This is a genomic window from Litorisediminivivens sp. KMU-197, assembly GCF_056858395.1.
The window spans coordinates 44,198-67,764 of the sequence record NZ_JBXEQG010000013.1; the positions used below are offsets into that span (position 1 = coordinate 44,198).

22 protein-coding genes are annotated in these 23,567 nt (G+C 63.8%); 8 read left to right on the top strand and 14 right to left on the bottom strand.

From position 1 onward, the window contains the following. The first annotated feature begins 11 nt into the window (after positions 1-11). From AC04PT_RS18365 to AC04PT_RS18375, 3 genes are read left to right on the top strand one after another with little or no spacing between them, the layout of a single operon-like run. Positions 12-1,097, top strand: coding sequence for an ABC transporter permease (locus AC04PT_RS18365; RefSeq protein WP_482875237.1), 1,086 nt, complete (start codon positions 12-14; stop codon positions 1,095-1,097). Further along, a complete protein-coding gene (locus tag AC04PT_RS18370) occupies positions 1,097-2,020 on the top strand; it encodes an ABC transporter permease (protein WP_482875238.1) in 924 nt (307 codons plus the stop codon). Before AC04PT_RS18365 ends, AC04PT_RS18370 begins: the two co-directional genes overlap by 1 nt. 35 nt (positions 2,021-2,055) lie before the next feature. Further along, a complete protein-coding gene (locus AC04PT_RS18375; protein ID WP_482875239.1) occupies positions 2,056-3,129 on the top strand; it encodes a BMP family ABC transporter substrate-binding protein in 1,074 nt (357 codons plus the stop codon). A gap of 73 nt (positions 3,130-3,202) precedes the next feature. On the opposite strand, the gene AC04PT_RS18380 is transcribed toward AC04PT_RS18375, so the two are convergent. Next, positions 3,203-3,520 carry an SHOCT domain-containing protein gene (locus AC04PT_RS18380; RefSeq protein WP_482875240.1) on the bottom strand — a complete coding sequence of 106 codons (318 nt, stop codon included), beginning with the start codon at positions 3,518-3,520 and terminating at the stop codon, positions 3,203-3,205. 214 nt (positions 3,521-3,734) lie between these two features. Between AC04PT_RS18380 and AC04PT_RS18385 the strand changes: the two genes are divergently transcribed. Genes AC04PT_RS18385 through AC04PT_RS18395 form a run of 3 tightly spaced genes read left to right on the top strand, consistent with a single transcriptional unit; the run spans position 3,735 to position 6,255 of the window. Then, positions 3,735-4,538, top strand: coding sequence for a glutathione S-transferase family protein (locus tag AC04PT_RS18385; protein WP_482875241.1), 804 nt, complete (start codon positions 3,735-3,737; stop codon positions 4,536-4,538). Between the two features lie 57 nt (positions 4,539-4,595). Continuing rightward, positions 4,596-5,186, top strand: coding sequence for a VOC family protein (locus AC04PT_RS18390; RefSeq protein ID WP_482875242.1), 591 nt, complete (start codon positions 4,596-4,598; stop codon positions 5,184-5,186). 1 nt (position 5,187) lies between these two features. After that, positions 5,188-6,255, top strand: coding sequence for an NAD(P)/FAD-dependent oxidoreductase (locus AC04PT_RS18395; protein ID WP_482875243.1), 1,068 nt, complete (start codon positions 5,188-5,190; stop codon positions 6,253-6,255). Positions 6,256-6,376: 121 nt separating this feature from the next. Here AC04PT_RS18395 and holA read toward each other — a convergent pair whose 3' ends face one another. The 12 genes from holA to AC04PT_RS18455 form a co-directional block, all read right to left on the bottom strand. Then, positions 6,377-7,396, bottom strand: coding sequence for a DNA polymerase III subunit delta (gene holA, locus AC04PT_RS18400; protein ID WP_482875244.1), 1,020 nt, complete (start codon positions 7,394-7,396; stop codon positions 6,377-6,379). A 4-nt stretch (positions 7,397-7,400) separates the two neighbouring features. Then, positions 7,401-7,880 (bottom strand): LPS assembly lipoprotein LptE, encoded by a 480-nt coding sequence (gene lptE, locus AC04PT_RS18405; protein WP_482875245.1) that lies wholly within the window; start codon positions 7,878-7,880, stop codon positions 7,401-7,403. Next, on the bottom strand, positions 7,867-10,437 hold the full coding sequence (leuS, locus tag AC04PT_RS18410) for a leucine--tRNA ligase (RefSeq protein ID WP_482875246.1): 2,571 nt from the start codon (positions 10,435-10,437) through the stop codon (positions 7,867-7,869). The genes lptE and leuS overlap by 14 nt, the downstream gene beginning before the upstream one ends. A 169-nt stretch (positions 10,438-10,606) precedes the next feature. Next, positions 10,607-12,244: a peptidoglycan-binding domain-containing protein gene (locus tag AC04PT_RS18415; RefSeq protein ID WP_482875247.1), complete on the bottom strand. Its 1,638-nt coding sequence runs from the start codon at positions 12,242-12,244 to the stop codon at positions 10,607-10,609. A gap of 19 nt (positions 12,245-12,263) precedes the next feature. Then, complete coding sequence (locus AC04PT_RS18420; RefSeq protein WP_482875248.1) at positions 12,264-13,436, bottom strand: phenylacetate--CoA ligase family protein; 1,173 nt, start codon at positions 13,434-13,436, stop codon at positions 12,264-12,266. A 27-nt stretch (positions 13,437-13,463) separates the two neighbouring features. Beyond that, on the bottom strand, positions 13,464-14,300 hold the full coding sequence (locus tag AC04PT_RS18425) for an ABC transporter ATP-binding protein (protein ID WP_482875249.1): 837 nt from the start codon (positions 14,298-14,300) through the stop codon (positions 13,464-13,466). A 66-nt stretch (positions 14,301-14,366) separates the two neighbouring features. Beyond that, positions 14,367-15,659 (bottom strand): ABC transporter substrate-binding protein, encoded by a 1,293-nt coding sequence (locus AC04PT_RS18430; RefSeq protein WP_482875250.1) that lies wholly within the window; start codon positions 15,657-15,659, stop codon positions 14,367-14,369. A gap of 56 nt (positions 15,660-15,715) precedes the next feature. Beyond that, positions 15,716-16,792 (bottom strand): branched-chain amino acid ABC transporter permease, encoded by a 1,077-nt coding sequence (locus tag AC04PT_RS18435; protein WP_482875251.1) that lies wholly within the window; start codon positions 16,790-16,792, stop codon positions 15,716-15,718. Positions 16,793-16,896: 104 nt separating this feature from the next. Further along, positions 16,897-17,850 (bottom strand): branched-chain amino acid ABC transporter permease, encoded by a 954-nt coding sequence (locus tag AC04PT_RS18440; RefSeq protein WP_482875252.1) that lies wholly within the window; start codon positions 17,848-17,850, stop codon positions 16,897-16,899. 100 nt (positions 17,851-17,950) lie between these two features. After that, a complete protein-coding gene (locus tag AC04PT_RS18445) occupies positions 17,951-18,763 on the bottom strand; it encodes an ABC transporter ATP-binding protein (RefSeq protein WP_482875253.1) in 813 nt (270 codons plus the stop codon). Continuing rightward, complete coding sequence (locus AC04PT_RS18450; protein WP_482875254.1) at positions 18,760-19,386, bottom strand: hypothetical protein; 627 nt, start codon at positions 19,384-19,386, stop codon at positions 18,760-18,762. The genes AC04PT_RS18445 and AC04PT_RS18450 overlap by 4 nt, the downstream gene beginning before the upstream one ends. Continuing rightward, positions 19,383-21,347, bottom strand: coding sequence for an AMP-binding protein (locus AC04PT_RS18455; protein ID WP_482875275.1), 1,965 nt, complete (start codon positions 21,345-21,347; stop codon positions 19,383-19,385). The genes AC04PT_RS18450 and AC04PT_RS18455 overlap by 4 nt, the downstream gene beginning before the upstream one ends. A gap of 299 nt (positions 21,348-21,646) precedes the next feature. Here AC04PT_RS18455 and AC04PT_RS18460 point away from each other — a divergent pair, with 299 nt between their 5' ends. Next, entirely contained in the window at positions 21,647-22,861 is a 1,215-nt protein-coding gene (locus AC04PT_RS18460; RefSeq protein WP_482875255.1) for an HWE histidine kinase domain-containing protein, read from the top strand. 45 nt (positions 22,862-22,906) lie between these two features. Here the strand turns inward: AC04PT_RS18460 and AC04PT_RS18465 are convergent, their stop codons facing one another. Further along, positions 22,907-23,068: a hypothetical protein gene (locus tag AC04PT_RS18465; RefSeq protein ID WP_482875256.1), complete on the bottom strand. Its 162-nt coding sequence runs from the start codon at positions 23,066-23,068 to the stop codon at positions 22,907-22,909. Between the two features lie 99 nt (positions 23,069-23,167). Between AC04PT_RS18465 and AC04PT_RS18470 the strand changes: the two genes are divergently transcribed. Then, on the top strand, positions 23,168-23,566 hold the full coding sequence (locus tag AC04PT_RS18470; protein WP_482875257.1) for an MAPEG family protein: 399 nt from the start codon (positions 23,168-23,170) through the stop codon (positions 23,564-23,566). Position 23,567: the final 1 nt, after the last annotated feature.

Consider the following 23,567-nt stretch of genomic DNA (forward strand, 5'->3'; position numbering starts at 1 on the left):
GGCTTGGACGCATGATCCACCTGGTGAAACGACCGCAGCCGTCACGGGTCTGGACCGCGGTGACGCCTCTGCTGGCGGTCCTGCTGACCATGATCGTCGGCGGCATCATGTTCGCGGCCTTGGGCAAACCACCGCTCGAAGCGATCCGGACGATCTTCTGGGATCCGCTGTTCCATCCGCAGTTCGCGGCCTATTCGCGGCCGCAGCTTCTGGTCAAGGCCGCGCCGCTGATCCTGATCGCCATCGGCCTTTCCATCGGTTTCCGGGCCGGCATCTGGAACATCGGGGCCGAGGGTCAGTACGTCATCGGCGCGATCACCGGCGCCGGGGTCGGGCTGGCCTTCTATCCAATGGAAAGCGTCCTCATCTTCCCGCTGATGGTGATCGCCGGTGCCTTGGGCGGCTGGGCCTGGGGCATGATCCCGGCCGTGCTCAAGGTCAAGTTCGGCACCAACGAGATCTTGGTGTCGCTGATGCTGGTCTACGTGGCCGAGGCCTGGCTGGCGTCGGTCTCTTCGGGGCTGTTGAAGAACCCTGAAGGGCGGGGCTTTCCGGGCTCGCGCAACCTTCAGCAATGGGACAGCGCCGCCAACACCGAGATCATCGCCGGCACCGGCATGCACTGGGGGGTGATCGCGGCGCTGATTGCGGTGATCTTCGCTTATGTGCTGCTGACACGCCACATCCGCGGCTTCCAGATCCGGCTGACCGGCGAGGCGCCCAGGGCGGCCCGCTTCGCCGGGGTCAAACCGGCGCGGGTGGTGCTGTTCTGCCTCGGCCTGTCGGGTGCGCTGGCCGGAATGGCGGGGCTGTTCGAGGTCTCGGGGCCGGCGGGGCAGATCACCATCGATTTCAACTCGGGCTACGGTTTCACCGCGATCATCGTGGCCTTTCTGGGCCGGTTACACCCGGTAGGCATCCTGATGGCGGGGCTGCTGATGGCGCTGACCTACATCGGGGGCGAGCTGGCGCAGTTGATGCTGGGGGTCCCCGGCGCTTCGATCCAGCTGTTCCAGGGGATGCTGCTGTTCTTCCTGCTGGCGACGGATGTGTTCACCAATTACCGGGTGGGCTTCGGCAAGGCGGAGGTGGCCTGATGGATTTTGGAACGATTAACCCGGTACTCTTGGTGGCCTCGCTGATGGTCTCGGCGACGCCGATCCTGCTGGCGGCCATCGGTGAACTGGTGGTGGAGAAATCCGGCGTGCTGAACCTCGGCGTCGAGGGCATGATGATCACCGGCGCGGTGGTGGGCTTCGCCATTGCCATCAATACCGGCTCGCCCTTGCTGGGGTTCGGCGGGGCGGCACTGGCCTCGGCGGTGCTGTCGCTGAGCTTCGGGGTGTTGACGCAGTTCCTGCTGTCGAACCAGGTGGCGACGGGGCTGGGGCTGACGCTGGTGGGGCTGGGCCTGTCGTCGCTGATCGGCAAGCCCTACGAGGGCATGAAGTCGCCCACCCTGCCCGACCTGCATCTGCCGCTGCTGGCCGACATCCCGGTCATCGGGCCGATGTTGTTCCAGCACGACATCATGGTCTACCTGTCCATCGCGCTGGTGGCTGCGGTCTGGGCGGTGCTGAAATTCACTCGCTTCGGGCTGATCCTGCGCGCTGTGGGCGAAAGCCACGACGCGGCGCATGCGCTGGGCTACAAGGTGGTGCGCATCCGCCTGATGGCGATAGCTTTCGGCGGTGCCTGTGCCGGTCTCGGCGGCGCCTACCTCAGCCTCGTCAGGGTGCCGCAATGGACCGAAGGCATGACCGCCGGAGCCGGGTGGATCGCGCTGGCCATCGTGGTCTTCGCAAGCTGGAAGCCGTGGCGGGTGCTGATCGGTGCCTATCTTTTCGGCGGCGTCACCGTGCTGCAGCTGAACCTTCAGGCGGCGGGGACCAGGCTGCCGGTCGAATACTTGTCGATGTCGCCTTATCTGATAACAATCCTCGTGCTCGTGATCATTTCGGCACGCGGTTACCACGGCGCTCCGGCCTCGCTCGGCCGGTCGTTCCATGCCTCGCACTGAGGCCAATCCCAAAAAAACACCCAGGGAGTATCAACATGAACAGAAGAACCCTACTCGCCGGCGCGGCGCTGGCACTGGGCCTGGCGGGCACTGCCATGGCGCAGGACAAGACCAAGGTCGGCTTCATCTACGTCGGTCCGGTGGGCGACGGCGGCTGGACCTATGAGCACGAACAGGGCCGCCTCGCGGTCGAGGAGCACTTTGGCGACAAGGTCGAGACCGTGTTCCAGGAAAGCGTGCCGGAAGGGGCGGACAGCGAACGGGCGATGACGCAGATGGCGCTGTCGGGCGCCGACATCATCTTCACCACCTCCTTCGGCTACATGGACCCCACCATCAACGTCGCCAAGAAGTTCCCGGACGTGAAGTTCGAACACGCCACCGGCTACAAGCGCGCCGACAACGTATCGACCTACTCCGCCCGCTTCTACGAAGGCCGCGCCATTCAGGGCACCATCGCGGGCCACATGACCGAGACCAACAAGATCGGTTACATCGCGTCGTTCCCGATCCCCGAGGTCATTCGCGGCATCAACTCGGCCTACATCCACGCCAAGAAGGTCAATCCCGATGTCGAGTTCTCGATCGTCTGGGCCTACACTTGGTTCGATCCTGCCAAGGAAGCCGATGCGGCGAACGCGCTGATCGAACAGGGCGCCGACGTGATCCTGCAACACACCGACTCCACCGCGCCGCAGGCGGCGGCCGAGAAGGCGGGCAACGTGATCACCTTCGGGCAGGCGTCGGACATGGCGGACTACGCGCCGAAGCCGCGCGTCAGTTCGATCATCGACAACTGGGCGCCCTATTACATCGAGCGCGTGCAGGCGGTCATGGACGGCACCTGGGAAAGCATGGACACCTGGGACGGCATCGGGCCGGGCATGGTCGAGATCGGCGAGATCTCGGACGCGGTGCCTGAGGACGTCAAGGCCGAGGCACTGGCGATGAAAGAGGCGATTGCCTCGGGCGACTATCACCCCTTCACCGGGCCGATCAACAAGCAGGACGGCTCGGCATGGCTGGCGGAGGGTGAAGTGGCCGACGATGGCACGCTGGCCGGCATGGACTTCTATGTCGAAGGTCTGACCGGCGACATCCCGAACTGATCCGGCCCACAGGGCAGATCCTGGGCCTCCGCCATCACGGCGGAGGCTTTTTCTTGTGTCCGCTAGCCAGCGATCAGGTCAAAAACTTCTTGCGGCTGGCATATTCCTCGCTGTCGATCTCGCCCTTGGCAAAGCGCAGATCAAGCACGTCGAGTGCCGCACGGCCAGAGCTCTTGCCATTCATTGCATCAGACGCCATCCAGCGGACCAGCGCCACGATCGCCACCACAAGTGCGGCCAGCAGCAGCAACATGAAGATCGGCCCCAGAAACATTCCGACACCGAAATCGCCGTACATATGAGGGTGGCCCAAGCCGTCCGACGGGTCCGCCGAAGCGGGGCCGGAGAATGGTACAAGGGTAAGGAACCACAGTCTGTGTAACCGTTTCATTCGCAGGTCTCCTTGCAAATCGAGGCGGCCGGACAGTGGCCACCGTCGTGCGACTTGCACCTTAGAAGAAGAGCGCATTGCTCGCGTTGATCTGCGTCAAAACCCCATTGCCCTCGCCGGTCATGCCGGCTGAACACCGCCCGCAACGACCGACCCGGCTTTGACAAATCCCGGCGTCGGCCAATATTTGAAGTCAACGGACAGGAGCCGCGTCATGCCCGAAAAGCCGATCGTTTATCACATTCCCGTCTGCCCGTTCTCGCAGAGGCTGGAAATCATGCTCGAGTTGAAAGGGGCGCGCGATGCGGTGGATTTCCGCGTTGTCGACATCACTCGACCGCGCGACCCGGAGCTTCTGCAAAAGACCCGCGGCACAACGGCCCTTCCGATTCTGGAGACCCCCGACGGGCAGATCGTCAAGGAAAGCCTGGTGATCCTGCGCTACCTGGATGAAACCGTCGGCGACACGCGCCTGCGTCGCGCCGATCCGCTTGAGCACGCGGTGGAGTCCATGTTGGTGGCCAAGGAGGGCGACTTCACGATGACGGGCTACACCTTCGTCATGAATCGCGATCCCGACAAGCGTGATGACTTCGAAGTGAAAATGCTCCGCCTCTACCGTGAGATCGACGCTTTCCTCGTCCACGAAAGCCGGGGCGACGGGCCTTGGCTGTTCGACGACTTCGGACTGGCCGAGGCGGTCTTCACACCGATGTTCATGCGCTTCTGGTTTCTTGAATACTACGAGGATTTCGACCTGCCGCAGACCGCCGATTACGCGCGTGTCCGCAAATGGCGCAAGGCCTGCCTGAACCACGCGGCAACCCAACAGGTCAGCCGCGAAGAGATCGTGAAGCTTTACTACGATTATGCCCTCGGCGCGGGCAATGGCGCCCTTCCGGAAGGGCGTGAACGGTCCTCGTTCGAGTTCGAGCCGGACTGGCCCGAGCGCCCCTGGCCCCCGCGTGACAAGTACAAGCAGGTCAGCGATGAGGAGCTGGGGCTGGTTGCGGGGTGAAGCCCCTCGCCTTTTGCCACAGGCCCGCTATCCTGCGGGTCAGGGAGGATTTCAGACATGCGCAAGCTTCAGACCCAGGGTGTCCACCACATTACGCTGACTGGCGCCGACCGGCAGACCAGCATCGACTTCTGGGAAGGCGTGCTGGGGATGCCCTTCATATTCGATCAGCCAAACCTCGACGATCCTGACGAGGGACACCTCTACTTTGATCCGGGCGACGGCCGGCTGATTACCATCTTCACCAATGAAGGCCGCAAACCAGAGCATCGCCGCACCCCGACCGATCCGGGCTGCGTCCATCATCTGGCGTTCAACGTCTCGAAGGCCACCTTCAGTCAGGCGGTGGAGCGTCTGAACACGCGCGGGATCGGGCATTCCGGGGTCAAGGACCGGGGCTTCATGGATTCGATCTACTTCAAGGACCCGCTGGGCCTGCTGATCGAGCTGGCCTGCTATCGGTTCGAGCCGCCGGTGGGCTGCACCCATGCCGACGTGATGATCGAGGCGCACCGGATGCGTGTCGAGGCCGGCGACCACCATATCGCCGAGGTGCATCTGGCCGACGCGATCGAAAAGCTGGTGACGCGCAGCCAGCAGTCGCTGAGCGACGACCGGTCGCCGAAAGACCCCTACGGCAAGGGCTGACATGTCCGATATCCTGATCATCGGCGGTGGCATCGCCGGGATTTCGGCTGCCGCACGGCTTGCTCCGCACGGGCAGGTCACCCTGCTGGAGGCGGAGCCGCACCTTGCCTATCACGCATCGGGACGATCGGCGGCGGCCTTCCTCGACTTCTACGGCAATGACGTGGTGCGGGCGCTGAACCGTGCCGGGGCGGCGCATCTGCACGAAAACGGGGTGACCAGCGCGCGCGGGTTTCTCTATATCGGGCGGCCGGAAGAGGAAGCGGCGTTTCGGGCGCATGTCGCCGACACCGGTCTGCAGGAAATCACCTTTGCCGAGGCACAGGCGCAGGTGCCGATCCTGAACCCCGAGACTTGTGCCTTCGTCGCGACCGGCGACGCCTATGACATTGACACAGACCTCTACATCCAGACCTTCCGGCGTACAGCGCTGGCGCATGGTGCGCATATCGTTACCGGAGCACTCGTGCGCTCGTTGCAACGCGCCTTTGGTCGTTGGCGGGCCGAGACGCCGCACGGTGGATACGGCGGCGACGTGGTCGTCAACGCCGCCGGGGCCTGGGCCGACGCGGTGGCGGCAATGGCGGGGCTCACGCCGATCGGGTTGCAGCCAATGCGCCGGTCAATGGCGCGGATACCGGCGCCGAGCGGGCATGACGTCTCGGGCTGGCCGATGCTCGACGGGGTGGACGAGCGTTGGTACGCCAAGCCGGACGCGGGCAGCCTGATCGTATCGCCCGGCGACGAGGACCCGGTGGAGCCACAGGACGCATGGGCCGACGACATGGTGCTGGCCGAGGGGCTGGCCCGTTATGAGGCGATGGTGACCGAACCGGTGACACGGCTCGTGGCCAACTGGGCGGGGTTGCGCACCTTCGCTCCTGACCAGACGCTGGTGATCGGCGCCGCGCCCGAGGCGGAGGGGTTCTTCTGGCTGGCCGGTCAGGGTGGCTATGGCTTTCAGACCGCCGCGGCCGTTTCGCAACTGGTGGCCGATCTTGTGCTGTCGCGGCGGCCGGAACTGCCCTCCGACATAGTCGCCGCGTTGGATCCTGCCCGGTTCGCGTAAATAGCCGGGCGCGCAAGGGCCGCGCCCCACTTTGAGGTCTCTGCGTCGGCGCTGGCCGTGAGGTCCCGGATCAGGTCCGGGACGGGCGGGGGAATATTTCTGGGCCCTGCCCTGCCCGGCCCTAACGGCCCAGCATCGCCAGCCGGATCAACATCCGCTCCACCAGCGCCATTGCCGGTGCGTTCTGGCTGGCCGAGCGCAGTTGCAGATCTGTGTCCGTCAAGAGCGTGATCGCCTGATCCAGCTTCGCCGCGCCCCATTGTTGCGCCTGCCGGGTCATCCGGTCGCGGCGCGGGCCGAAGATCGGCGGGCGCATTGCGGCGATGCCGCGGGCGGCGCCGTCGGGGTGGGAGGCAGCGGCATGCAGGGCACGGAAGTGGCGCATCGCGGCGATCACCAGACCCACCGGCTGCACCCCCTGCGCGGCGAGGCGCGACAGCATCGGGCCAATCTCGCCGGTGCGGGCCTCGGCCACGATGGCAAGCACGTCGGCAAGCTCCGCCTCGGTCGAGACCGGGGCGACGGCCGCCACATCCTCGGGTGTGACAGGACCGGCATCGCCATGCTTGTAGAGCGCCAGCTTCTCCAGCGTCTGGCGGAAATCGCCGGGGTCCAGCGCGCGACTGAGCGCAGTGATGTCTTCCATCGCCTCGCCGCCGATGGTGACACCCGCACGGTTCAGCTCGGCCTCTATCTCGGCGCGCGACGGCGGGTCGTCGTAGATCGCGGCGGCAAAGGCATTGGGGTGGCTCTCGAACGCCTTGCGCAACTTGGATGTGGCCTTGAGCTGACCTGCCGTGACCACGATCTGCGCGTCGCCGTCGGCCCAGTCCTCGAGTGCCGTGATGATCGCGGGCACCGCGTGTTCGGTGGCCTCCTCGACAAAGGCGACACGCGGCCCGGGGAAGAAACCGATGGCCTTGACCGCGTCGATCAGCAACGTGGGTTGCTTGCGCAATTCGCTGCCGGGGATGCGGGTCAGGCGCATCTCGGCCTCGCCCTCCGGGCCAACCAGATTGGAGATCACCTGCTGCCGTTTCAGCGCCACGCGCATGCCGTCGGGGCCGTAGATCAGCAGGCCGGTGCGGCCCGCGTCGGGCTTTGCGAAATAGCCCGTGGCTTCGCGGGGCGACAGCTTCATGGCGTCACAGGACGGGCGCGGCCAGCACCAGCCGGTCAATGATCTGGTCGGCGAGAATCTGCATCAGCCGCTCCTCGGCATCGCGCCGCGCCGCCAGCGTGGCGACGGTGGAACCGGAGGCGGAATAGCCGGTGAAGTTGCGCACCGTGCCGGCCTCGATGACCGTTCCGGCGGAGCGCACGGCGAATGTCGCCGTGCCGGTGACATGATAGCGGTTGAGGTTACCGTCGGCGGTGCTGCCGAGGCTGTCCTGATCGACGCTGATCGCAAGGTCCATCTTGTAGGGCGACGAGGGCCCGCCCGCGCCGAAACGTTCCTCGATCCGGCGGGTCACGAGATAGGTATTGCGGTCGTCAGGTTCTTCGACATGGATCGCGTTCTGCAACTTGCTGGCGGTGCCATCAGTGCCATAGGCGGGCGCGAAGCCGCAGCCCGCCAGCGCCAGCACACCCACAAGGAAGAGACGTCGGTCAGACAACCACATTTACGATCCGTCCCGGCACCACGATGACCTTCTTCGGCGCGCCGCCCTCCAGCGCCTTGACCACAGCGTGATGGCTGAGCGCCAGCTTTTCAACCTCTTCCTTGCCCAGGTCCGCCGCGACGCTGATTTCCGCCCGGCGTTTACCGTTGATCTGGATCGGCAGGGTGACGCTGTCCTCGACCAGCATCGCCTCGTTGGGCTGCGGCCAGGGCGCGTCGATAACCAGCCCCTCGCCGCCGAGCATTGACCAGATGTCCTCGGCCAGGTGCGGGGTCATCGGCGCCATAAGCTGTGCCAGCGTGCGGGTGGCCTGCCGCGTCGCCTCGGCCCCCGCCTTGGCCTTGGCCAGCGTGTTGGTGAAGGCATAAAGCCGGGCAATGGCGGCGTTGAAGCCGAAGCTTTCGATGCCGAGCGTGACGTCGCGGATCGCCTTGTGCATCTCTTTCAGCAGGGCGGTGTCGTTGCCGTTCGCGCCCTCGCTGGACTGCGCCGCGTCGCTGGCGATGCGGTGCACGCGGGCAAGGTGGCGGGCCGCGGCCTCGGCGCCCGAAGCGGTCCACTCGACGTCGCGTTCCGGCGGGCTGTCGGACAGCACGAACCAGCGCGCGGTGTCGGCGCCGAAATTGGCGACGATCTCGGCCGGGTCGACGACGTTGTTCTTGGATTTCGACATCTTGGCCGAGGGCACCACGTCAACCTGCTCGCCGGTGGCCCTGACGAAGACCCCGCCGGCCCGCTCCTCGACATCTGCCGGGTAGTGATAGACCGGGCGACCGTCGGCATTCCGCGTCTGATAGATCGCATGGGTCACCATCCCTTGCGTGAAGAGCGCGTTGAAGGGCTCGCGGGCGCTGTCGGGCAAATGGCCAGTGACGTTCATGGCCCGCGCGAAGAAGCGGGAATACAGCAGGTGCAGGATCGCGTGCTCGACGCCGCCGATGTATTGATCGACGTTCATCCAGTATTGCGCCGCCTCCATGTCGGTGGGCGTTTCGGCACGCGGTGCGGTGAAGCGGGCGAAGTACCATGAGCTGTCGACGAAGGTGTCCATCGTGTCGGTCTCGCGCCGGGCCTTGCCGCCGCAGGCGGGGCAGGTGCAGTCGCGCCACGTCGGGTGCCGGTCCAGCGGGTTGCCGGGGGTGTCGAAGTTGACGTCGTAGGGCAGTTCGACGGGCAGGTTTTCCTTCTTCTCGGGCACCACTCCGCAACTGTCGCAATGCACCACCGGGATCGGGCAGCCCCAATAGCGCTGACGGGAAAGGCCCCAGTCGCGCAGGCGGAACTTGGTCACCCCCTGCCCCACGCCATTGGCCTCGCAAAAGGCGATGGCGGCGTCGATCGCGGCGTCGCCGGTCTGCTCGGTCTCGCCGGCGAAGCCGCGGATGTAGATCACCTTTTCGGACTTCGGCGGGACATAGGCTTCGCCACCGTCCTCGGGCAGGTCGCGGCCTTCGTCCTCGGCCGGGGCATAGGTCGAGGTGACGGGCAGGTCATACTTGCGCGCGAATTCGAGATCGCGGGCGTCATGGGCCGGGCAGCCGAAGATCGCGCCGGTGCCGTAATCCATGAGGATGAAGTTGGCGACATAGACCGGCAGTTCCCATGCGGTATCGAAGGGGTGACGGACGCGGAGGCCAGTATCGAAGCCCTTCTTCTCGGCCTTTTCCAGCGCCTCCTCGGTGGTTGCGCCCTTACGGCACTCGGCGTTGAAGGCGGCAAGTTCGGGATTGTCCTTTTCCATCGATTTGGCCAGCGGGTGGTCCGGAGAGATACCAAGGAAGGACGCGCCGAGGAGCGTGTCGGGACGGGTTGTATAGACCTCCACCCGGTCATGTCCCTCGGGCCCGTCGACCAGACCGAAGGCAAACTGCAGACCACGCGACTTGCCGATCCAGTTCTGCTGCATCAGTTTGACCTTGGCAGGCCAATCATCGAGCCCGTCAATGGCATCAAGCAGTTCCTCTGCCATGTCGGAAATGCGGAAAAACCACTGCGTCAACTCGCGCCGCTCAACCTCGGCTCCGGAGCGCCAGCCCTTGCCGTCCTCGACCTGTTCGTTTGCCAGCACGGTCATGTCCACCGGGTCCCAGTTGACCACCGCGTTCTTGCGATAGACCAGCCCCGCTTCAAGGAAATCGAGGAACAATGCCTGCTGCTGGCCATAGTATTCCGGGTCGCAGGTGGCGAACATCCGTGACCAATCGAGCGAGAGGCCCAGCGGCTTCATCTGTTCGACCATGTCGTCGATGTTGGAATAGGTCCAGTCCTTCGGATGGCCTCCGCTTGCCATGGCGGCGTTCTCGGCGGGCATGCCAAAGGCGTCGAACCCCATCGGATGCAGCACGTTGTGCCCGGTCGACAGCTTGTAGCGCGCGATCACGTCGCCCATGGTGTAGTTGCGCACGTGGCCCATGTGCAGCTTGCCCGACGGATAGGGGAACATCTCGAGCACGTAGTACTTCGGCTTGCCGCCCTCCATCGTGGCGGTAAAGGTTCCGGCCTTGTCCCAGGCCTCTTGCCATTTCGCCTCGATCGAGGCGGCATCGTAGCGCGACATGCGTATCTTCCCGTGCGTGCGTTCAGCGGTATCCGGGCGGTGATATTGCCTGCGGGCGCGGGCGTCCAGTGCGATGGCGCGATTAGACGGCGATCGGTGTGCGCGGACTGTCCCAGCACCCGATCCAATGGCAATCCCCGACCCCGCGCATGACGAGGCCGGGGAGGCTTCAGCGGCCGCTCAGCAGGAAAGCCGCGGTCTCGTTGCTGACGTAACCGCTGGGGAACAGCCCGCGGTCACGTTGGAAGCGCTTGAGGGCGTCGCGGGTCGTCTTGGTGAAATTGCCGTCACCGGCGCCGGGATCATAGCCCATCTGCGTCAACCTGCGCTCGACCAGCACCCGGACAACCGGGTTGTTGACGATCTGCTTCTCTTGCGAGCGGGCAGCGGCGACGCGCTCGTCCTCCTTATCGGGGGTCAGCTCGCGGATGCGCTTGCGGGCGGCATCGGTGTACCGCGTCTCAGGATATGCGTCGAGGAAATCGCGATATCCGGCGAGCGTGTCGATCTCTTGCGCACGACGCCACGCGCGCTCGGCCACGCGTCGCTCTTCTTCTTCTCGCGCCAGTCTGAAGTCCTCGAGCCGGCGGCGGGCTTCTTCCGCGTGTTGGCCCTTCGGATAGCGATCGAGGTAGTTTCGCACGCCGCGTTCATTGGCGCCGGCCCCGGTTTCCTTCCAATAGGCATCGTCTGCGCGCCGCGCCTCTTCCGCCTGCTGGTCGCGTCTGGCCCTGGCGTCACGGGTGATCTGCTGCCACAGCGAACGGTCGATATAGCCGGTGACCTGCCGCCCCTTGTCGCGCTGATAGCGACCGATGGCGCTGCGCGTGCCCTGCCCGAAGATGCCGTCGACGCCGCGCGTATCGTACCCCAGCAGCGTCAGGTCACGCTGGATCTTGCGGCGGCCGTTGCGGCTGATGCTCAGATCTTCCTCGGCACGCTCCCAGCGGTCCTTTTCGTCCACCTCCTTCGCGGTTATCCGGTCCTTGGCCTCCTTGGTGAAGCGTCCGTTCGGATAGCGTTGAATGTAGAGTTCCAGCGCCTGCTTGGTATCGAGCGCCCGTGCGGCATCCCAAAACCCGCGTTCCAGGGCACGGTTGGTGATCGCATCGGTGTCGATTTCGGGCGCCGGCAGGGTGACGACGCCGCCTTCGGTAAAGCCGACACTGTCCGAGAGGAACCCGCGCGCGGCCAGTTGCGACAGCGCTTCGTTCAGGCTGACGCCCTCTTTCAGCAACCCGTCGAAGATGGCATCGTTCAACAGGTCGGGCGTGCCGCGGGCCAGTGTGACGCCCTGCGGCAGCACCATGCCTTGGGTCCCGGACCGCAGGCCGTCATCGGGCCTAAGTTCGCTCGAGCGCCCGACAAGAACCACGGCACGGCCGGCGGCAGCCTGCGCCGAGATCTCGGCGAGGCCCGACAGCGACAGGCCCTGGGCCGAGGCTTTCAGCAGGTCGACCGAGCGGGCTTCGCGGCCCAGCAACCAGGCGTCGGTGTCGGAACTGACGAAATGCCCTTCCAGCAGGATCAGGATACGGTCGGCATCTTCGGCCTTGCGGCGGAACGTGTCGGCAACGTCGAGCATGTCGTCGGTCTTGCCGTCGATCAGCTCGATCACGTCAAAGCCGGCGCGGTCCAGCCGCCGCACGAGAGCGCGCAATTGCCTAGCCTCGCGCACGTCGCTGAGACGGTCATAGTCGGAGACGCCCAGCACAAGGGCGAGGTCAGCGGCGCTGGCCTGGCTGGCAGCCAGGAAAGCAAGCGCGGCGAAGGCGCGCATCAGCGCGTGCGGAAAGGATAGGGACATTTCGGTCCTCCCGGATCGTTCAGTCGTAGCTGCGCGTATCTTCGATCACCACACCGTCCTTGGGAAGGTCGCCCGGAGTCACGAGTTCGACAGCGCCACGCAGCTTGAGCACCTCTCGCACCGTTTCCTCGTAGCGGTCGGGGTCGCCGGCGGTAGTCTCGATCCGCACGGTCATGGTGTCGGCCTCGCCTTCCCGCCCGGCAATCACACGGGCGCGCGTGACTTCGTCATGACGGGCGACAAGTTCGGCAACCTGCTCGGGCCGGACGAACATGCCCTTGATTTTGGTGGTCTGGTCGGCGCGGCCCATCCAGCCCTTGATGCGCAAATTCGTGCGTCCACAAGGGCTTTCGCCGGACATCACGGCGCTCATGTCGCCGGTGGCGAAGCGGATCAGCGGGTAATCCGGGTTGAGCGTGGTGACCACGACTTCGCCCACCTCGCCCTCGGGAACGGGGTCGCCGGTGCCGGGGGTGACGATCTCGACAAGTACGCCCTCATCGACGATCATGCCCTCCTTCGCGGCGCTTTCATAGGCGATGTTTCCGAGATCGGCGGTGGCATAACATTGCAGACAGGAAATACCGCGATCGGCGTATTCCTGCCGGAGCGAGGGGAAGAGCGCGCCGCCGCCCACCGCCGCGCGGGAGATCTTCAGCGGCAGGCCCAGCGCCTCGGCCTTGTCGAGAATCACCTTCAGGAAGTCCGGCGTCCCAGCATAGGCGGTGACGCCGACATCATGCGCGGCCCGCGCCTGCAGCTCGGTCTGGCCGGTCCCGGCGGGCAGGACCACCGCGCCCACGGCCTTGGCGCCGCTCTCGAACATCATGCCGGCGGGGGTCAGATGATAGCCGAAACAATTCTGCACGATATCGCTCGGGCCGATCCCCACTGCATGCAGGAAGCGGCCCATACGGAACCAGTCATGCCCGGAGCTGGCGGGTTCGTAGATCGGACCCGGAGACTGGAACACGTGGGTCAGGTTGCTCACCGGCAGGCCGCCGAACGGCGGCTGTGCCTTCTGCTTCTCGACGAGGTCCGCCTTGCGCAGCACCGGCAGACCGGCAAGCTCCGAAAGGTCCGCAAGGGGCTCCTTCCCGTGTTGCGCCAGTTGCGCGTTCAGGGCCTTGAGCTGGGCCGCCGCGCGTTCATCCTGCGAGCGGGTCTCGAAGGCATCGTAGAATTCGCTCATCGTCTGTCCTTTTTCACATCCGGCGGGTCACGCCAGCCATCTTTTCCGGCGACGATAGGAGCGCACGTCGCGGAACGATTTCCGTCCCTGGTCCGACATCCCGAGATAGAATTCCTTGACGTCGGCATTCTCGCGCAGGTCGGCGGCCTTGCCGTCCATCACAACCCGGCCCGATTCCAGGATATAGCCGTAATGTGCAAATCGCAGCGCCACGTTGGTGTTCTGTTCGGCCAGCAGGAAAGACACGCCTTCGTTTTCGTTGATCGATTTCACGATCTCGAAGATCTGTTCCACAAGCTGCGGCGCCAGTCCCATCGAAGGCTCGTCCAGCAGGATCGTTTCGGGGCGCGACATCAGCGCCCGGCCCACTGCCGTCATCTGCTGTTCGCCGCCCGAGGTATAGCCGGCCTGACTTTTCCGCCGCTCCCTGAGGCGGGGGAAATAGGTATAGACCATGTCGAGGTCCGCCTCTATCGCGCCCTTGCCGTCCTTGCGGGTATAGGCGCCGGTCATCAGGTTTTCTTCGACCGTCAAGTGCTCGAAACAGTGCCGGCCTTCCATCACCTGGATCACGCCGCGCTTGACCAGTGCCGCCGGGTCCAGATCCTGCACCCGCTCGCCCTTGTAGACGATCGAACCCTTGGTGACTTCGCCGCGCTCGGAATGCAGCAGGTTCGAAATCGCCTTGAGCGTGGTGGTCTTGCCAGCGCCATTGCCACCCAGAAGCGCGGTGATCCCACCCTTGGGCACCTTCAGCGACACGCCTTTCAGCACAAGGATCACGTGGTTGTAGATCACCTCGATATTGTTGACCTCAAGAAGCGCCTCATCGGTGTCGTTTGCGGTCGGGGCGGCGTCCAGCATCTTCTTCTCTTTCACAAATACGCAAAATCCGGCGGCGGCCTCATGCGCCGCCGCCGGAGGAAGGGTTTAACCCTCGCAGTCTTCGTTCACCGGCCAGGGTGCGTTGGCCTCGGCGTATTCACCGGACTTCTCGGCCACCAGTTCGGCATAGCTGTCGGTGTTAGGTGTCAGGTGGTCGGACACCTTGACGAACTTTTCGCCGTCCCATTCCAGCATCCAGCCACCCGATTTGCCGGTGTGGTCGGAGCAGGAGGTCTTGAACGGCGGCACCATGCCGTCGAGGCCAAGCTCGGAGATCCGCGCTTCGGTCATGTCGATGTTCTCGAGGCCCCAGCGTAGGTCGGCGGCCGTGATCTCGGCATTGCCGGTATGTTCCTGCGCCATGCGGATGCCCTCGGCGAGGATCGCCGAGATGATGATGCCGCGGTTGTAGAACACGCCCGACATCTCTTCCTCGTTCGACTGCGAATTGCCGGCATCGACGACGTGTTTCTTGATGTCGGCCACGACCGGCGCGTCGAGGTTCGGGAACGACCACGAGATCGACTTGTAGCCCTTGCCATCGTCGCCCACGATCCGCAGGTCGGCATCGTGCCCGGCCCACCAGACGCCGATGAAATTCTCCATCGGGAACTTGGTCTTCACCGCTTCGGTGATGGCGCCGGCGTTCATCGCGCCCCAGCCCCACATCACCACGTAATCGGGACGTTCGCGGCGGATTTGCAGCCATTGTGCCGACTGGTTCTGCATCTCTTTCAGGCCCACCGGGATCGGCAGGAACTCGAAACCCTTGGCGGCGGCCATCTGTTCGAAGACCGGGATCGGCTCCTTGCCGTAGGGGTGGTCGAGGTGCAGGAAGGCGATCTTCTTGCCGTCGAGGTCACCCTGCCCTTCGAGGTACTGCACGATCATGTCGGCGGCATCCCAATAGCCGGCGGGCGTGTTGAAGGCCCACTGGAAGGTCTTGCCGTCCATCATCGGCGAAAAGCCGTAGCCGGGAGCGAGGATCGGGATCTGGTCGACGTTGGTCTTGGGCAGGACCTGCAGCGTGATGCCGGTTGACCAGGGCTGGGTCACGATGGCGCGGTCCTTGGTCTTCTCATAGCATTCCACACCCTTTTCGGTGGAATAGCCGGTTTCGCATTCCTCGAAGTCGATCTTGACCCCGCCGACGCCGCCGTCGCGCGCGTTCAGCATGTTCATGTAGTCGGCCTGACCGTTCATCAACGGAATGCCCGTCGCCGCGAAGGGACCGGTGCGGTAGCTGAGGTTTGGCGTATAGAGATCCTGCGCCATGGCGGCGCCGGCGGTCATGCCCGCCACCACCGCGGCGATGGCCAGTTTACTGAAATTTTTCATGTATTCCTCCCGTTTGGATTGTTGTCTGTCCCATAGGTCGAGTTATTGGGCCGCCCCTAATGCGGGAACGGCCAGAGAATGAGCTTTTCGCGGATTAGTGCCCACAGCCGGGCGAGGCCATGCGGCTCGATGATCAGGAAGAAGATGATCAGGCTGCCCACGATCATGATGTTCAGGTGTTCGACCATGGCCGAAGACACCGGGATGCCCAACGCGCCCGGCACGATATTCAGCACCACCGGCAGCCCCACGATCAGGATCGCCCCCAGATAGTTGCCGAGGATCGACCCCAGCCCGCCGATGATGGCGATGAACAGGATGCGGAACGACAGCGGAATGTCGAAGAGGTTGGGCTCGGCCGCGCCGCGCCACATGAAGACGAAGAGCGCCCCCGAGACGCCGACGATGTAGGACGACACGGCAAAGGCGGTCAGCTTGGACTTCATCAGGTTGATACCGATCAGCTCGGCGGCGATGTCCATGTCGCGGGTGGCCTTCCACGTCCGGCCCAGGTTGCCGCGGGTCAGGTTGATGCAGAGCACCGTCATCAGCGTGACGATCGCGAGCACCACGAAGTACTGCGTCACCGACGACGCCTGCGGCCCGGCCACGTAAACCCCGAAGATCTCGAGATTGGGCACCTGGATGGCTCCGCTGGCGTTGTAATTATATAGCCAGGCCCACTTTTCGAACAGCCACACCAGGAAGAACTGCGCCGCAAGAGTGGCGATGGCGAGGTAGAAGCCCTTGATGCGAAGCGAGGGGATGCCGAAGGCCACGCCGATGCCGGCACTGAAGACGCCCGACAGCAGGATCGCGAGGATCGGGTTCATCCACGGGAAGATGGTGACCAGCTTGTAGCAGGCATAGGCACCCACCCCCATGAAGGCCGCGGTGCCGAGCGACAACTGTCCGGCATAGCCGGTCAGGATGTTCAGCCCCATTGCGGCCAGCGAATAGATTAGGATCGGGATCAGCAGCGTCTGAAATGTGAACTCCGACGCGGTCAGCGGAAAGATCACCCAGGCGAAGGCGAGGATGATCATCAGCAGGATGGCATCCTGCCGCACCGGGAACAACGCCTGGTCCGTCTTGTAGCTGGTCTTGAATTGTCCTGCCGTCCGATAAAGCATTGTCGCTCCGTTCTTCGCGTAGGATGGGTGCTCTGCACCCATCTACCAGTCCAAGATGGGTGCAGAGCACCCATCCTACCCGATGTTGCGCGCCCCGCGCTGCATCAGACCCTTTCGATAATCCGCTCCCCGAACAGCCCCTGCGGCCGGAACAGCAGCACCACCAGAGCCAGCACGAAGGCGAACCATGTCTCGGTATTGCCGCCTAGCAGCGGCTGTCCCCAGTAGATCTCGAACAGCTTCTCGAGGATGCCGATCATCAGCCCGCCGATGATCGCCCCGGTGATGCTTTCCAGCCCGCCCAGCATGAGAACCGGCAGCGCTTTGTAGGCGATCACTTCCAGCGCGAAGCTGACCCCGGCGCGTGCGCCCCAGGCGATGCCCGTCACCAGCGCGATGATGCCGGCGATGAACCACACCAGCACCCATACCGTCTGAAGCGAGATCCCAACGGACAGCGCCGCCTGGTGATCGTCGCCCAGCGCCCGGATCGCCCGGCCCATCTGGGTGTAATTGAGAAAGGCCAGCAATGCCGCCACCAGCAGCGTCGCCACCACGACCACCGTGATGTCGAGGTGCTGCAGGATCAGCAACCCGCCCCAGGGCTCAAGCACCGTGTCGCCAGTAGGAATGCCCAGTTCCTCGGTGATCATCACCTTGTTCTCGCCGCCGAATATGATCTCGCCCAGCCCGATCAGGAACAGCGTGATGCCGATGGTTGCCATGAAGAGGATGATGTCCGGCTGGCCGACGAGCGGGCGCAACACGATGCGCTCAATGGCGACGGCCAGCACGAACATGACCACCAAAGTGAGGCCTACGCTGATCCATGCTGGCACCCCCATGGCGTAGAGCCCCACCAGCGTCAGCGCGGCAAAGACCACCATGATCCCCTGCGCGAAGTTGAAGATGCGGCTGGAGCGGAAGATCAGCACGAAGCCCAACGCGATCAGCGCATAGAGAATGCCCGAGACCAGCCCTTCCCAAAGCACTTGCAGCAGGAAGTCCGGTGCTTCAACCATGTCGACGAAGGGTGTGATGAAGATGTCTTTCAGCATGTCTGCGCCTTCCTGCAAACTGCGTCCCGCACTTTCGTCGGGCCGTCGCGAAACTGGCGATGAGGTCCCGGATCAAGTCCGGGACGCGTCGGTGAAGTACTCAATGTGCCACCCCCAGGTAGGCGTCGATCACGTCCTGGTTGGTGCGGACCTCTTCCGGCGTCCCGTCACCGATCTTCTTGCCGTAGTCCATCACCACCACCCGGTCCGAGATATCCATCACCACGCCCATGTCGTGCTCGATCAGGGCGATGGTAGTGCCGAACTCGTCGTTCACGTCGAGGATGAAGCGGGACATATCCTCCTTCTCCTCGACGTTCATCCCGGCCATCGGCTCGTCGAGAAGCAGGATCGAGGGCTCGGCGGCCAATGCCCGCGCCAGCTCGACCCGCTTTTTCAGCCCGTAAGGCAGCGTGCCCACCGGTGTCTTGCGGATGTGCTGGATCTCGAGGAAGTCGATCACCTCTTCCACCTTGCGGCGGTTGGCGATCTCTTCGTCGCGGGCCTTGCCCCACCACAGCGCCTGCGCCCCCATGCTCGCATGCATATGCGTCAGCCGCCCGGTCATCACGTTGTCGAGCACGCTCATGCCCTCGAACAGCGCGATGTTCTGGAACGTTCGTGCCACGCCCAGCCGCGCCACCTCATAGGGTTTCATCGCTGGGCGGCGTTCGCCCTTGTACCAGACCTCGCCCTCCTGCGGGTGGTAAAAGCCCGAGATCACGTTCAGCATCGAGGACTTACCGGCCCCGTTAGGCCCGATGATGGCCCGGATCTCGCCTTCGCGCACATCGAACGAGATATCCTGGATCGCCACCACGCCGCCGAACCGAAGGGTGATGTTTTTCATCTCCATCAGGACGCCGCCGATCTGGCGGCCGTCGGCGGTGGTGTAGCCTTCGGTGTCTTTCATCCCTCTGCTCCTCGAGGCGGCAAGTTGCAATCCGTGTCGGGCAAAGCTTCCGTTTCCCCCGTGATGAAGGTCATGTTCCAGATCACCCGAGACAGGGTGCATTCGCCAAACACGTTGCGTTGCAAAGGCCGGTGCGCGAATTGCTGAACGGGGCGAGGCGATTGTTCGATGACGATTGCATGGGTGCCTGCCGCGATAAGCACATCCCGATCCGCCTTGTACCTCTTGATCAGTAGCTGCCTGTCCGAGTGCGTAATCCTGCGACCGGGTTTCTGCAAAACCTTGCAGTTGGTCGGCGTGAGCGCCATCGCAAGTGTATCCCCCCGTAGGTACAATAGTACGTCAGGCGCAGGTTGGCCGGGCAGAGTGACCGTCCGGCCAGCCTGCTCTACGATCCTCGGCGCCCGTCCAAGCGCCAGACGTTCGGCTTCGGGAGCAGGTTCCAAGCCATCGGGGATCATCGGCTCACCGGTCTCCATATGGATGCGGCAGCGCTCGAAAGCGTCGCTCCAGATGTCTTCGATATCCGCGCGGGCAACGCCCGGCACGGCAAGCCATACGGCCAGTGCCGCGGTCAGAAAGGACCATCGAAACCGCGCCGGAAATCGGGGCCGTGTGCTCATTCCGCAGCCACCGCCTTGGGGGTCACCGGCACCACCTTCGCATCCCGGATCTCCAGCGTGGCGCGGATCTTGCCTTTGCGGCCGTCCTCATAGGTCACCTCGGTCTCGGTATAAACGCTGTCCGAGCCGTCATAGAGCGCGGTCACGAGGTCTTCGAACTTCTCGCCGATGATCTTGCGACGGACCTTACGGGTACGCGTCAACTCGCCGTCGTCGGCATCGAGCTCCTTGTGCAGCACCAGAAAGCGGTGGATCTGGCAACCCGAGAGCATCTCGTCCTGCGCCACGCTCGCGTTGGTTTCTTCCACGTGGTTCTGGATCATTTCCAGCACGCGCGGATGTCCGGCCAACTCCTGGTAAGAGGCATAGGCGATGTTGTTGCGCTCCGCCCAGTTGCCGACGGCCGACAGATCTATGTTGATGAAGGCACAGCAACGGTCACGCCCCGCGCCGAAGACCACGGCTTCGAGGATGTTGGGATAGAACTTCAGTTTGTTCTCGACATACTTCGGCGCGAACATCCCGCCGTCGGACATCTGACCGACATCCTTGGCCCGGTCGATGATCCGCAAGTGCCCGGTGCCTTCTTCAAAGAAACCCGCGTCGCCGGTGGCCACCCAGCCCTCTGGGTCTTTTGTGTCGGCGGTACTCTCGGCGTTCTTGTAATATTCTACGAAGGTGCCGGGCGAGCGGTAAAAGACCTCGCCATTCTCGGCGATCTTGATCTCCACGCCGGGCGACGGCACGCCCACGGTGTCCGACCGCACCTCGCCGTCAGGCTGTTGGGTGATGAAGACGCTGGCCTCGGTCTGGCCGTAAAGCTGCTTCAGGTTAATCCCCAGCGAGCGATAGAAATCGAAAATCTCCGGCCCGATCGCCTCGCCGGCGGTATAGCCGACGCGCACGTTGGAAAAGCCAAGCGTGTCCTTAAGCGGCCCGTAGACCATGAATTCGCCAAGGCGGTATTTCACCCGATCGAAGGCCCCGACCTTGCCGCCATCGAGGATCTTTGGCCCGACTTTCTGGGCGTGCGCCATGAAGTGGCGGAATATCCTCTGCTTCAGGGGGCCCGCATCCTCCATCCGGATCATGATCTGCGTCAGCTGCGTCTCGAAAACCCGCGGCGGCGCGAAGTAGTAGGATGGCGCGATCTCGCGCAGGTCGGTCATCATGGTTTCAGCGGATTCCGGGCAATTCACGCAGAAACCGGTCCAATAGGCCTGCCCGATCGAGAAGATGAAATCGCCGACCCAAGCCATCGGCAGATAGGCCAGCACCTCGTCGCCTTCGCGCAGGTGGTCGAATTCGGACGAGTTCTTGGCAGTTTCGATGATGTTGCGATTGGACAGCACCACGCCCTTGGGCTTGCCGGTGGTGCCCGAGGTATAGAGCATCACGCAGGTATCGTCGTAGGTCAGCTTGTCGCGGCGGCGGTCCAGCTCAGGCAGGTATTCATCACGCGCGGCGCGGCCCTGATCCTGCACATGATCGAACTGGTGCAGATGCGAGTGGTCGTATTTCCGAAGTCCGCGGGCATCGAGATAGATCATGTGTTCGAACTGGTGCAATTCGTCCTGCACCTCGATCACCTTGTCGACTTGCTCCTGATCGGCGCAGATCACGAAGCGTGCCCCGCAGTGGCCCAGGACATAGGCCATCTCCTCGGCGACCGCGTCCTGATAGAGCGGCACCGGCACCGCGCCCACGGACTGCGCGGCGACCATCGACCAGTAGAGGTAGGGGCGATTGCGGCCGATGATGGCGATGAAATCGCCCTCGTTCACGCCGAGATTCAGAAGCCCCAGCGCCAGCGCCTCGATCTCCTGCGCGGCCTGCGACCACGTCCAGGTCTGCCAGATGCCGTATTCTTTCTCACGATAGGCTGGACTGTCGCCGTATTGCGCGGCGTTACGCTTCAACAGCGCGGGAATCGAGCGCACATCTTCCGCACCCCGAGACATCTCAGGCAATCGTATTCCTCCCATTCACCCCGTTTTTCGGAGTTGATCGCGCTTTGCGCGTTTTGCTGCGCCTATTTGGTCAGCACTCGGCCACAGGGTCAACGCTTTCCTTAGCGTCCACCTACTTTGGTCTAGCCCCGGAACCGATCAAACCGGAGCTTTTTTATGTGCGATGTTAGTAAAACGTTAGCCACGAGCTGCGAATACTCACCGTATCAGTCGGTCCGCAGGAGCCAACGGTGCAGGCAGTGATCACCACCTTTTCTCAGGATTTAGGGTATTTGGCGCAAGGGATATGCATGTCGTGGCAGCCCTGGCTGATCGCGATGACCGCCGGGTCGGACCTGGTGATCTTCGCGGCCTATGCGCTGATCCCGATTGCCTTGCTTCGTGTTCTCCGGAAACGTCCTGACATCGAACACCGCGGGCTGGCCTATCTGTTCGTGGCCTTTATCCTGATGTCCGGCCTGACCCACCTGATGGCTGTTTTCACCATCTGGGTGCCAATCTATGCCGTGCAGGGCTACATCAAACTGATCACCGCCGTCGTGTCTCTGGCCACGGTCGTGGTGCTGTTTCCGCTCATTCCCAGAATCATCGCCCTGCCCTCTCCGGTGGAATTGCGACAGGTCAACTCCGAGCTTCGGGACGAGGTTGCGGCGCATGAAGCCACGCTGATCCAGCTGCGCAAGGCGCGCGACCGGCTGGAAGACAAGGTCGCCGGCCGGACGCTGGAACTTGAGCGCGCGAACGAGGAGTTGCACATCGTGTTGTGGGAGGCCGGCAATCGTGGCGCCAACCTGAAACGGCTGACCGAAGCGCTGACCCGGCAGACCGCCGAGCAATCGAAGACGCTCGCGGAATTCGTCGAGACCTTTCAGGGCCGGATCGCAGCCATGGTCGAAGCCTCGGACGCGCTGATCCAAAGCACGTCGCAGCTGCCATCGACGATGCGTGATTTGGCGGAATTGCAGCTTGCCCCCTATATCGCGGCTTACCCCGGCCGCATCCGCCTCGTGGGTGAGGATCAGCCGCTGTCGACCTTGGCGGCGCGCCAGATCGGGCTGGCGCTGAACGAACTGGCCACCAATGCCATCAAGCACGGCGCCCTACGCGACGTCGAGGGCTCTGTCGAACTCAGCTGGGTTCATTACCGCGGCTGGCCCGATGCCGACGACCGGTTTCAGGTCCTCTGGAACGAAAGGCTCGCGCGGGCGCGTGTCAGCGCCATGGAGACAGTGGGCGATTCACTCGGCGGCCCCGTGGGCTTTGGCTCACGCGTGCTGAACATCACCGTGCCACAGCGGCTGGGCGGGCGCGCCGAAGTGGATTTCGCCACCGACGGCCTGAGCTATGCGCTGGACTTGCCCGCCCGTGCGCTGGAGGCCAGACCGGGCTGGGACGATGCGCCGGGCGGCTCCGCCTCGGACACGGCGCGCCCCACCGAGGCGGATGCGCCGCCTGATAGTGGTCTTGCCGCGCCGCTGGACGCCCCCACCCGCCGGCGGGCGTAACCCGATCGCCTTCTGCGTTACGCGGCTGAGGATCCGGTCACCAATTTACAGGCTGACAATCAACTTCAGGGCCGGCAGAAGCGTGGCCGCCAGCACCCCCACGATACCGCCGATGATCAGGCGCAGAACCGGCATGCCCAAACGAGGGCTTGCAAGCCCGAGGATGCCGCAGACAACGGCGTAATATGACACGGTGATTATGTCCATGCGCCGAGCCTAGCACGATTGTCACGCATAATCAGCAATTTGCGCAGCTTCGGCACACTGTGTTATCGTCCACCTGTCGAAACTGCAGGAGGGCGGATGATGACCACCCTGGAATTCTATACGGCGCTCAGCGCAACCTGGATCGCTGTGGCCTGGCTGCCCTATATCCTTGACCGGCTCATGGTGCGCGGATTGATGGGCGCCCTTGCGAATTATGATCCGCTGGCGGTCGAGCAATCGGCCTGGGCGCAGCGGGCAATGCGGGCGCACACGGTCGCGGTGGAAAGTTTCGTCGCCTTCGGACCGTTGGCTGTCCTGGCAATGATCCGGCAGCCCGAGGACACCTATCCCGGCATCCTGGCGATGACCTACTTCATTGGCATCTTCGCGCATTACATCATCTATTGCCTCGGCATCCCGGTGCTAAGGACGCTGGCCTTCGCGCTGGCCGCGCTGTCCACCGTGGCGCTGGGCTTGCGGGTGCTGGGCGTGATCTGAA

What these genes read in the sequence shown, in the direction of transcription:
- AC04PT_RS18395 (WP_482875243.1), top strand. Translation starts at nt 5,188, where the DNA reads ATGTCCGATATCCTGATCATCGGCGGTGGCATCGCCGGGATTTCGGCT.
- AC04PT_RS18425 (WP_482875249.1), bottom strand. Translation starts at nt 14,300, where the DNA reads ATGCTGGACGCCGCCCCGACCGCAAACGACACCGATGAGGCGCTTCTT.
- AC04PT_RS18455 (WP_482875275.1), bottom strand. Translation starts at nt 21,347, where the DNA reads ATGTCTCGGGGTGCGGAAGATGTGCGCTCGATTCCCGCGCTGTTGAAG.
- AC04PT_RS18445 (WP_482875253.1), bottom strand. Translation starts at nt 18,763, where the DNA reads ATGAAAGACACCGAAGGCTACACCACCGCCGACGGCCGCCAGATCGGC.
- AC04PT_RS18460 (WP_482875255.1), top strand. Translation starts at nt 21,647, where the DNA reads ATGTCGTGGCAGCCCTGGCTGATCGCGATGACCGCCGGGTCGGACCTG.
- AC04PT_RS18465 (WP_482875256.1), bottom strand. Translation starts at nt 23,068, where the DNA reads ATGGACATAATCACCGTGTCATATTACGCCGTTGTCTGCGGCATCCTC.
- leuS (WP_482875246.1), bottom strand. Translation starts at nt 10,437, where the DNA reads ATGTCGCGCTACGATGCCGCCTCGATCGAGGCGAAATGGCAAGAGGCC.
- AC04PT_RS18390 (WP_482875242.1), top strand. Translation starts at nt 4,596, where the DNA reads ATGCGCAAGCTTCAGACCCAGGGTGTCCACCACATTACGCTGACTGGC.
- AC04PT_RS18385 (WP_482875241.1), top strand. Translation starts at nt 3,735, where the DNA reads ATGCCCGAAAAGCCGATCGTTTATCACATTCCCGTCTGCCCGTTCTCG.
- AC04PT_RS18365 (WP_482875237.1), top strand. Translation starts at nt 12, where the DNA reads ATGATCCACCTGGTGAAACGACCGCAGCCGTCACGGGTCTGGACCGCG.
- AC04PT_RS18435 (WP_482875251.1), bottom strand. Translation starts at nt 16,792, where the DNA reads ATGCTTTATCGGACGGCAGGACAATTCAAGACCAGCTACAAGACGGAC.
- AC04PT_RS18430 (WP_482875250.1), bottom strand. Translation starts at nt 15,659, where the DNA reads ATGAAAAATTTCAGTAAACTGGCCATCGCCGCGGTGGTGGCGGGCATG.
- lptE (WP_482875245.1), bottom strand. Translation starts at nt 7,880, where the DNA reads ATGTGGTTGTCTGACCGACGTCTCTTCCTTGTGGGTGTGCTGGCGCTG.
- AC04PT_RS18415 (WP_482875247.1), bottom strand. Translation starts at nt 12,244, where the DNA reads ATGTCCCTATCCTTTCCGCACGCGCTGATGCGCGCCTTCGCCGCGCTT.
- AC04PT_RS18370 (WP_482875238.1), top strand. Translation starts at nt 1,097, where the DNA reads ATGGATTTTGGAACGATTAACCCGGTACTCTTGGTGGCCTCGCTGATG.
- holA (WP_482875244.1), bottom strand. Translation starts at nt 7,396, where the DNA reads ATGAAGCTGTCGCCCCGCGAAGCCACGGGCTATTTCGCAAAGCCCGAC.
- AC04PT_RS18375 (WP_482875239.1), top strand. Translation starts at nt 2,056, where the DNA reads ATGAACAGAAGAACCCTACTCGCCGGCGCGGCGCTGGCACTGGGCCTG.
- AC04PT_RS18450 (WP_482875254.1), bottom strand. Translation starts at nt 19,386, where the DNA reads ATGAGCACACGGCCCCGATTTCCGGCGCGGTTTCGATGGTCCTTTCTG.
- AC04PT_RS18470 (WP_482875257.1), top strand. Translation starts at nt 23,168, where the DNA reads ATGACCACCCTGGAATTCTATACGGCGCTCAGCGCAACCTGGATCGCT.
- AC04PT_RS18380 (WP_482875240.1), bottom strand. Translation starts at nt 3,520, where the DNA reads ATGAAACGGTTACACAGACTGTGGTTCCTTACCCTTGTACCATTCTCC.
- AC04PT_RS18440 (WP_482875252.1), bottom strand. Translation starts at nt 17,850, where the DNA reads ATGCTGAAAGACATCTTCATCACACCCTTCGTCGACATGGTTGAAGCA.
- AC04PT_RS18420 (WP_482875248.1), bottom strand. Translation starts at nt 13,436, where the DNA reads ATGAGCGAATTCTACGATGCCTTCGAGACCCGCTCGCAGGATGAACGC.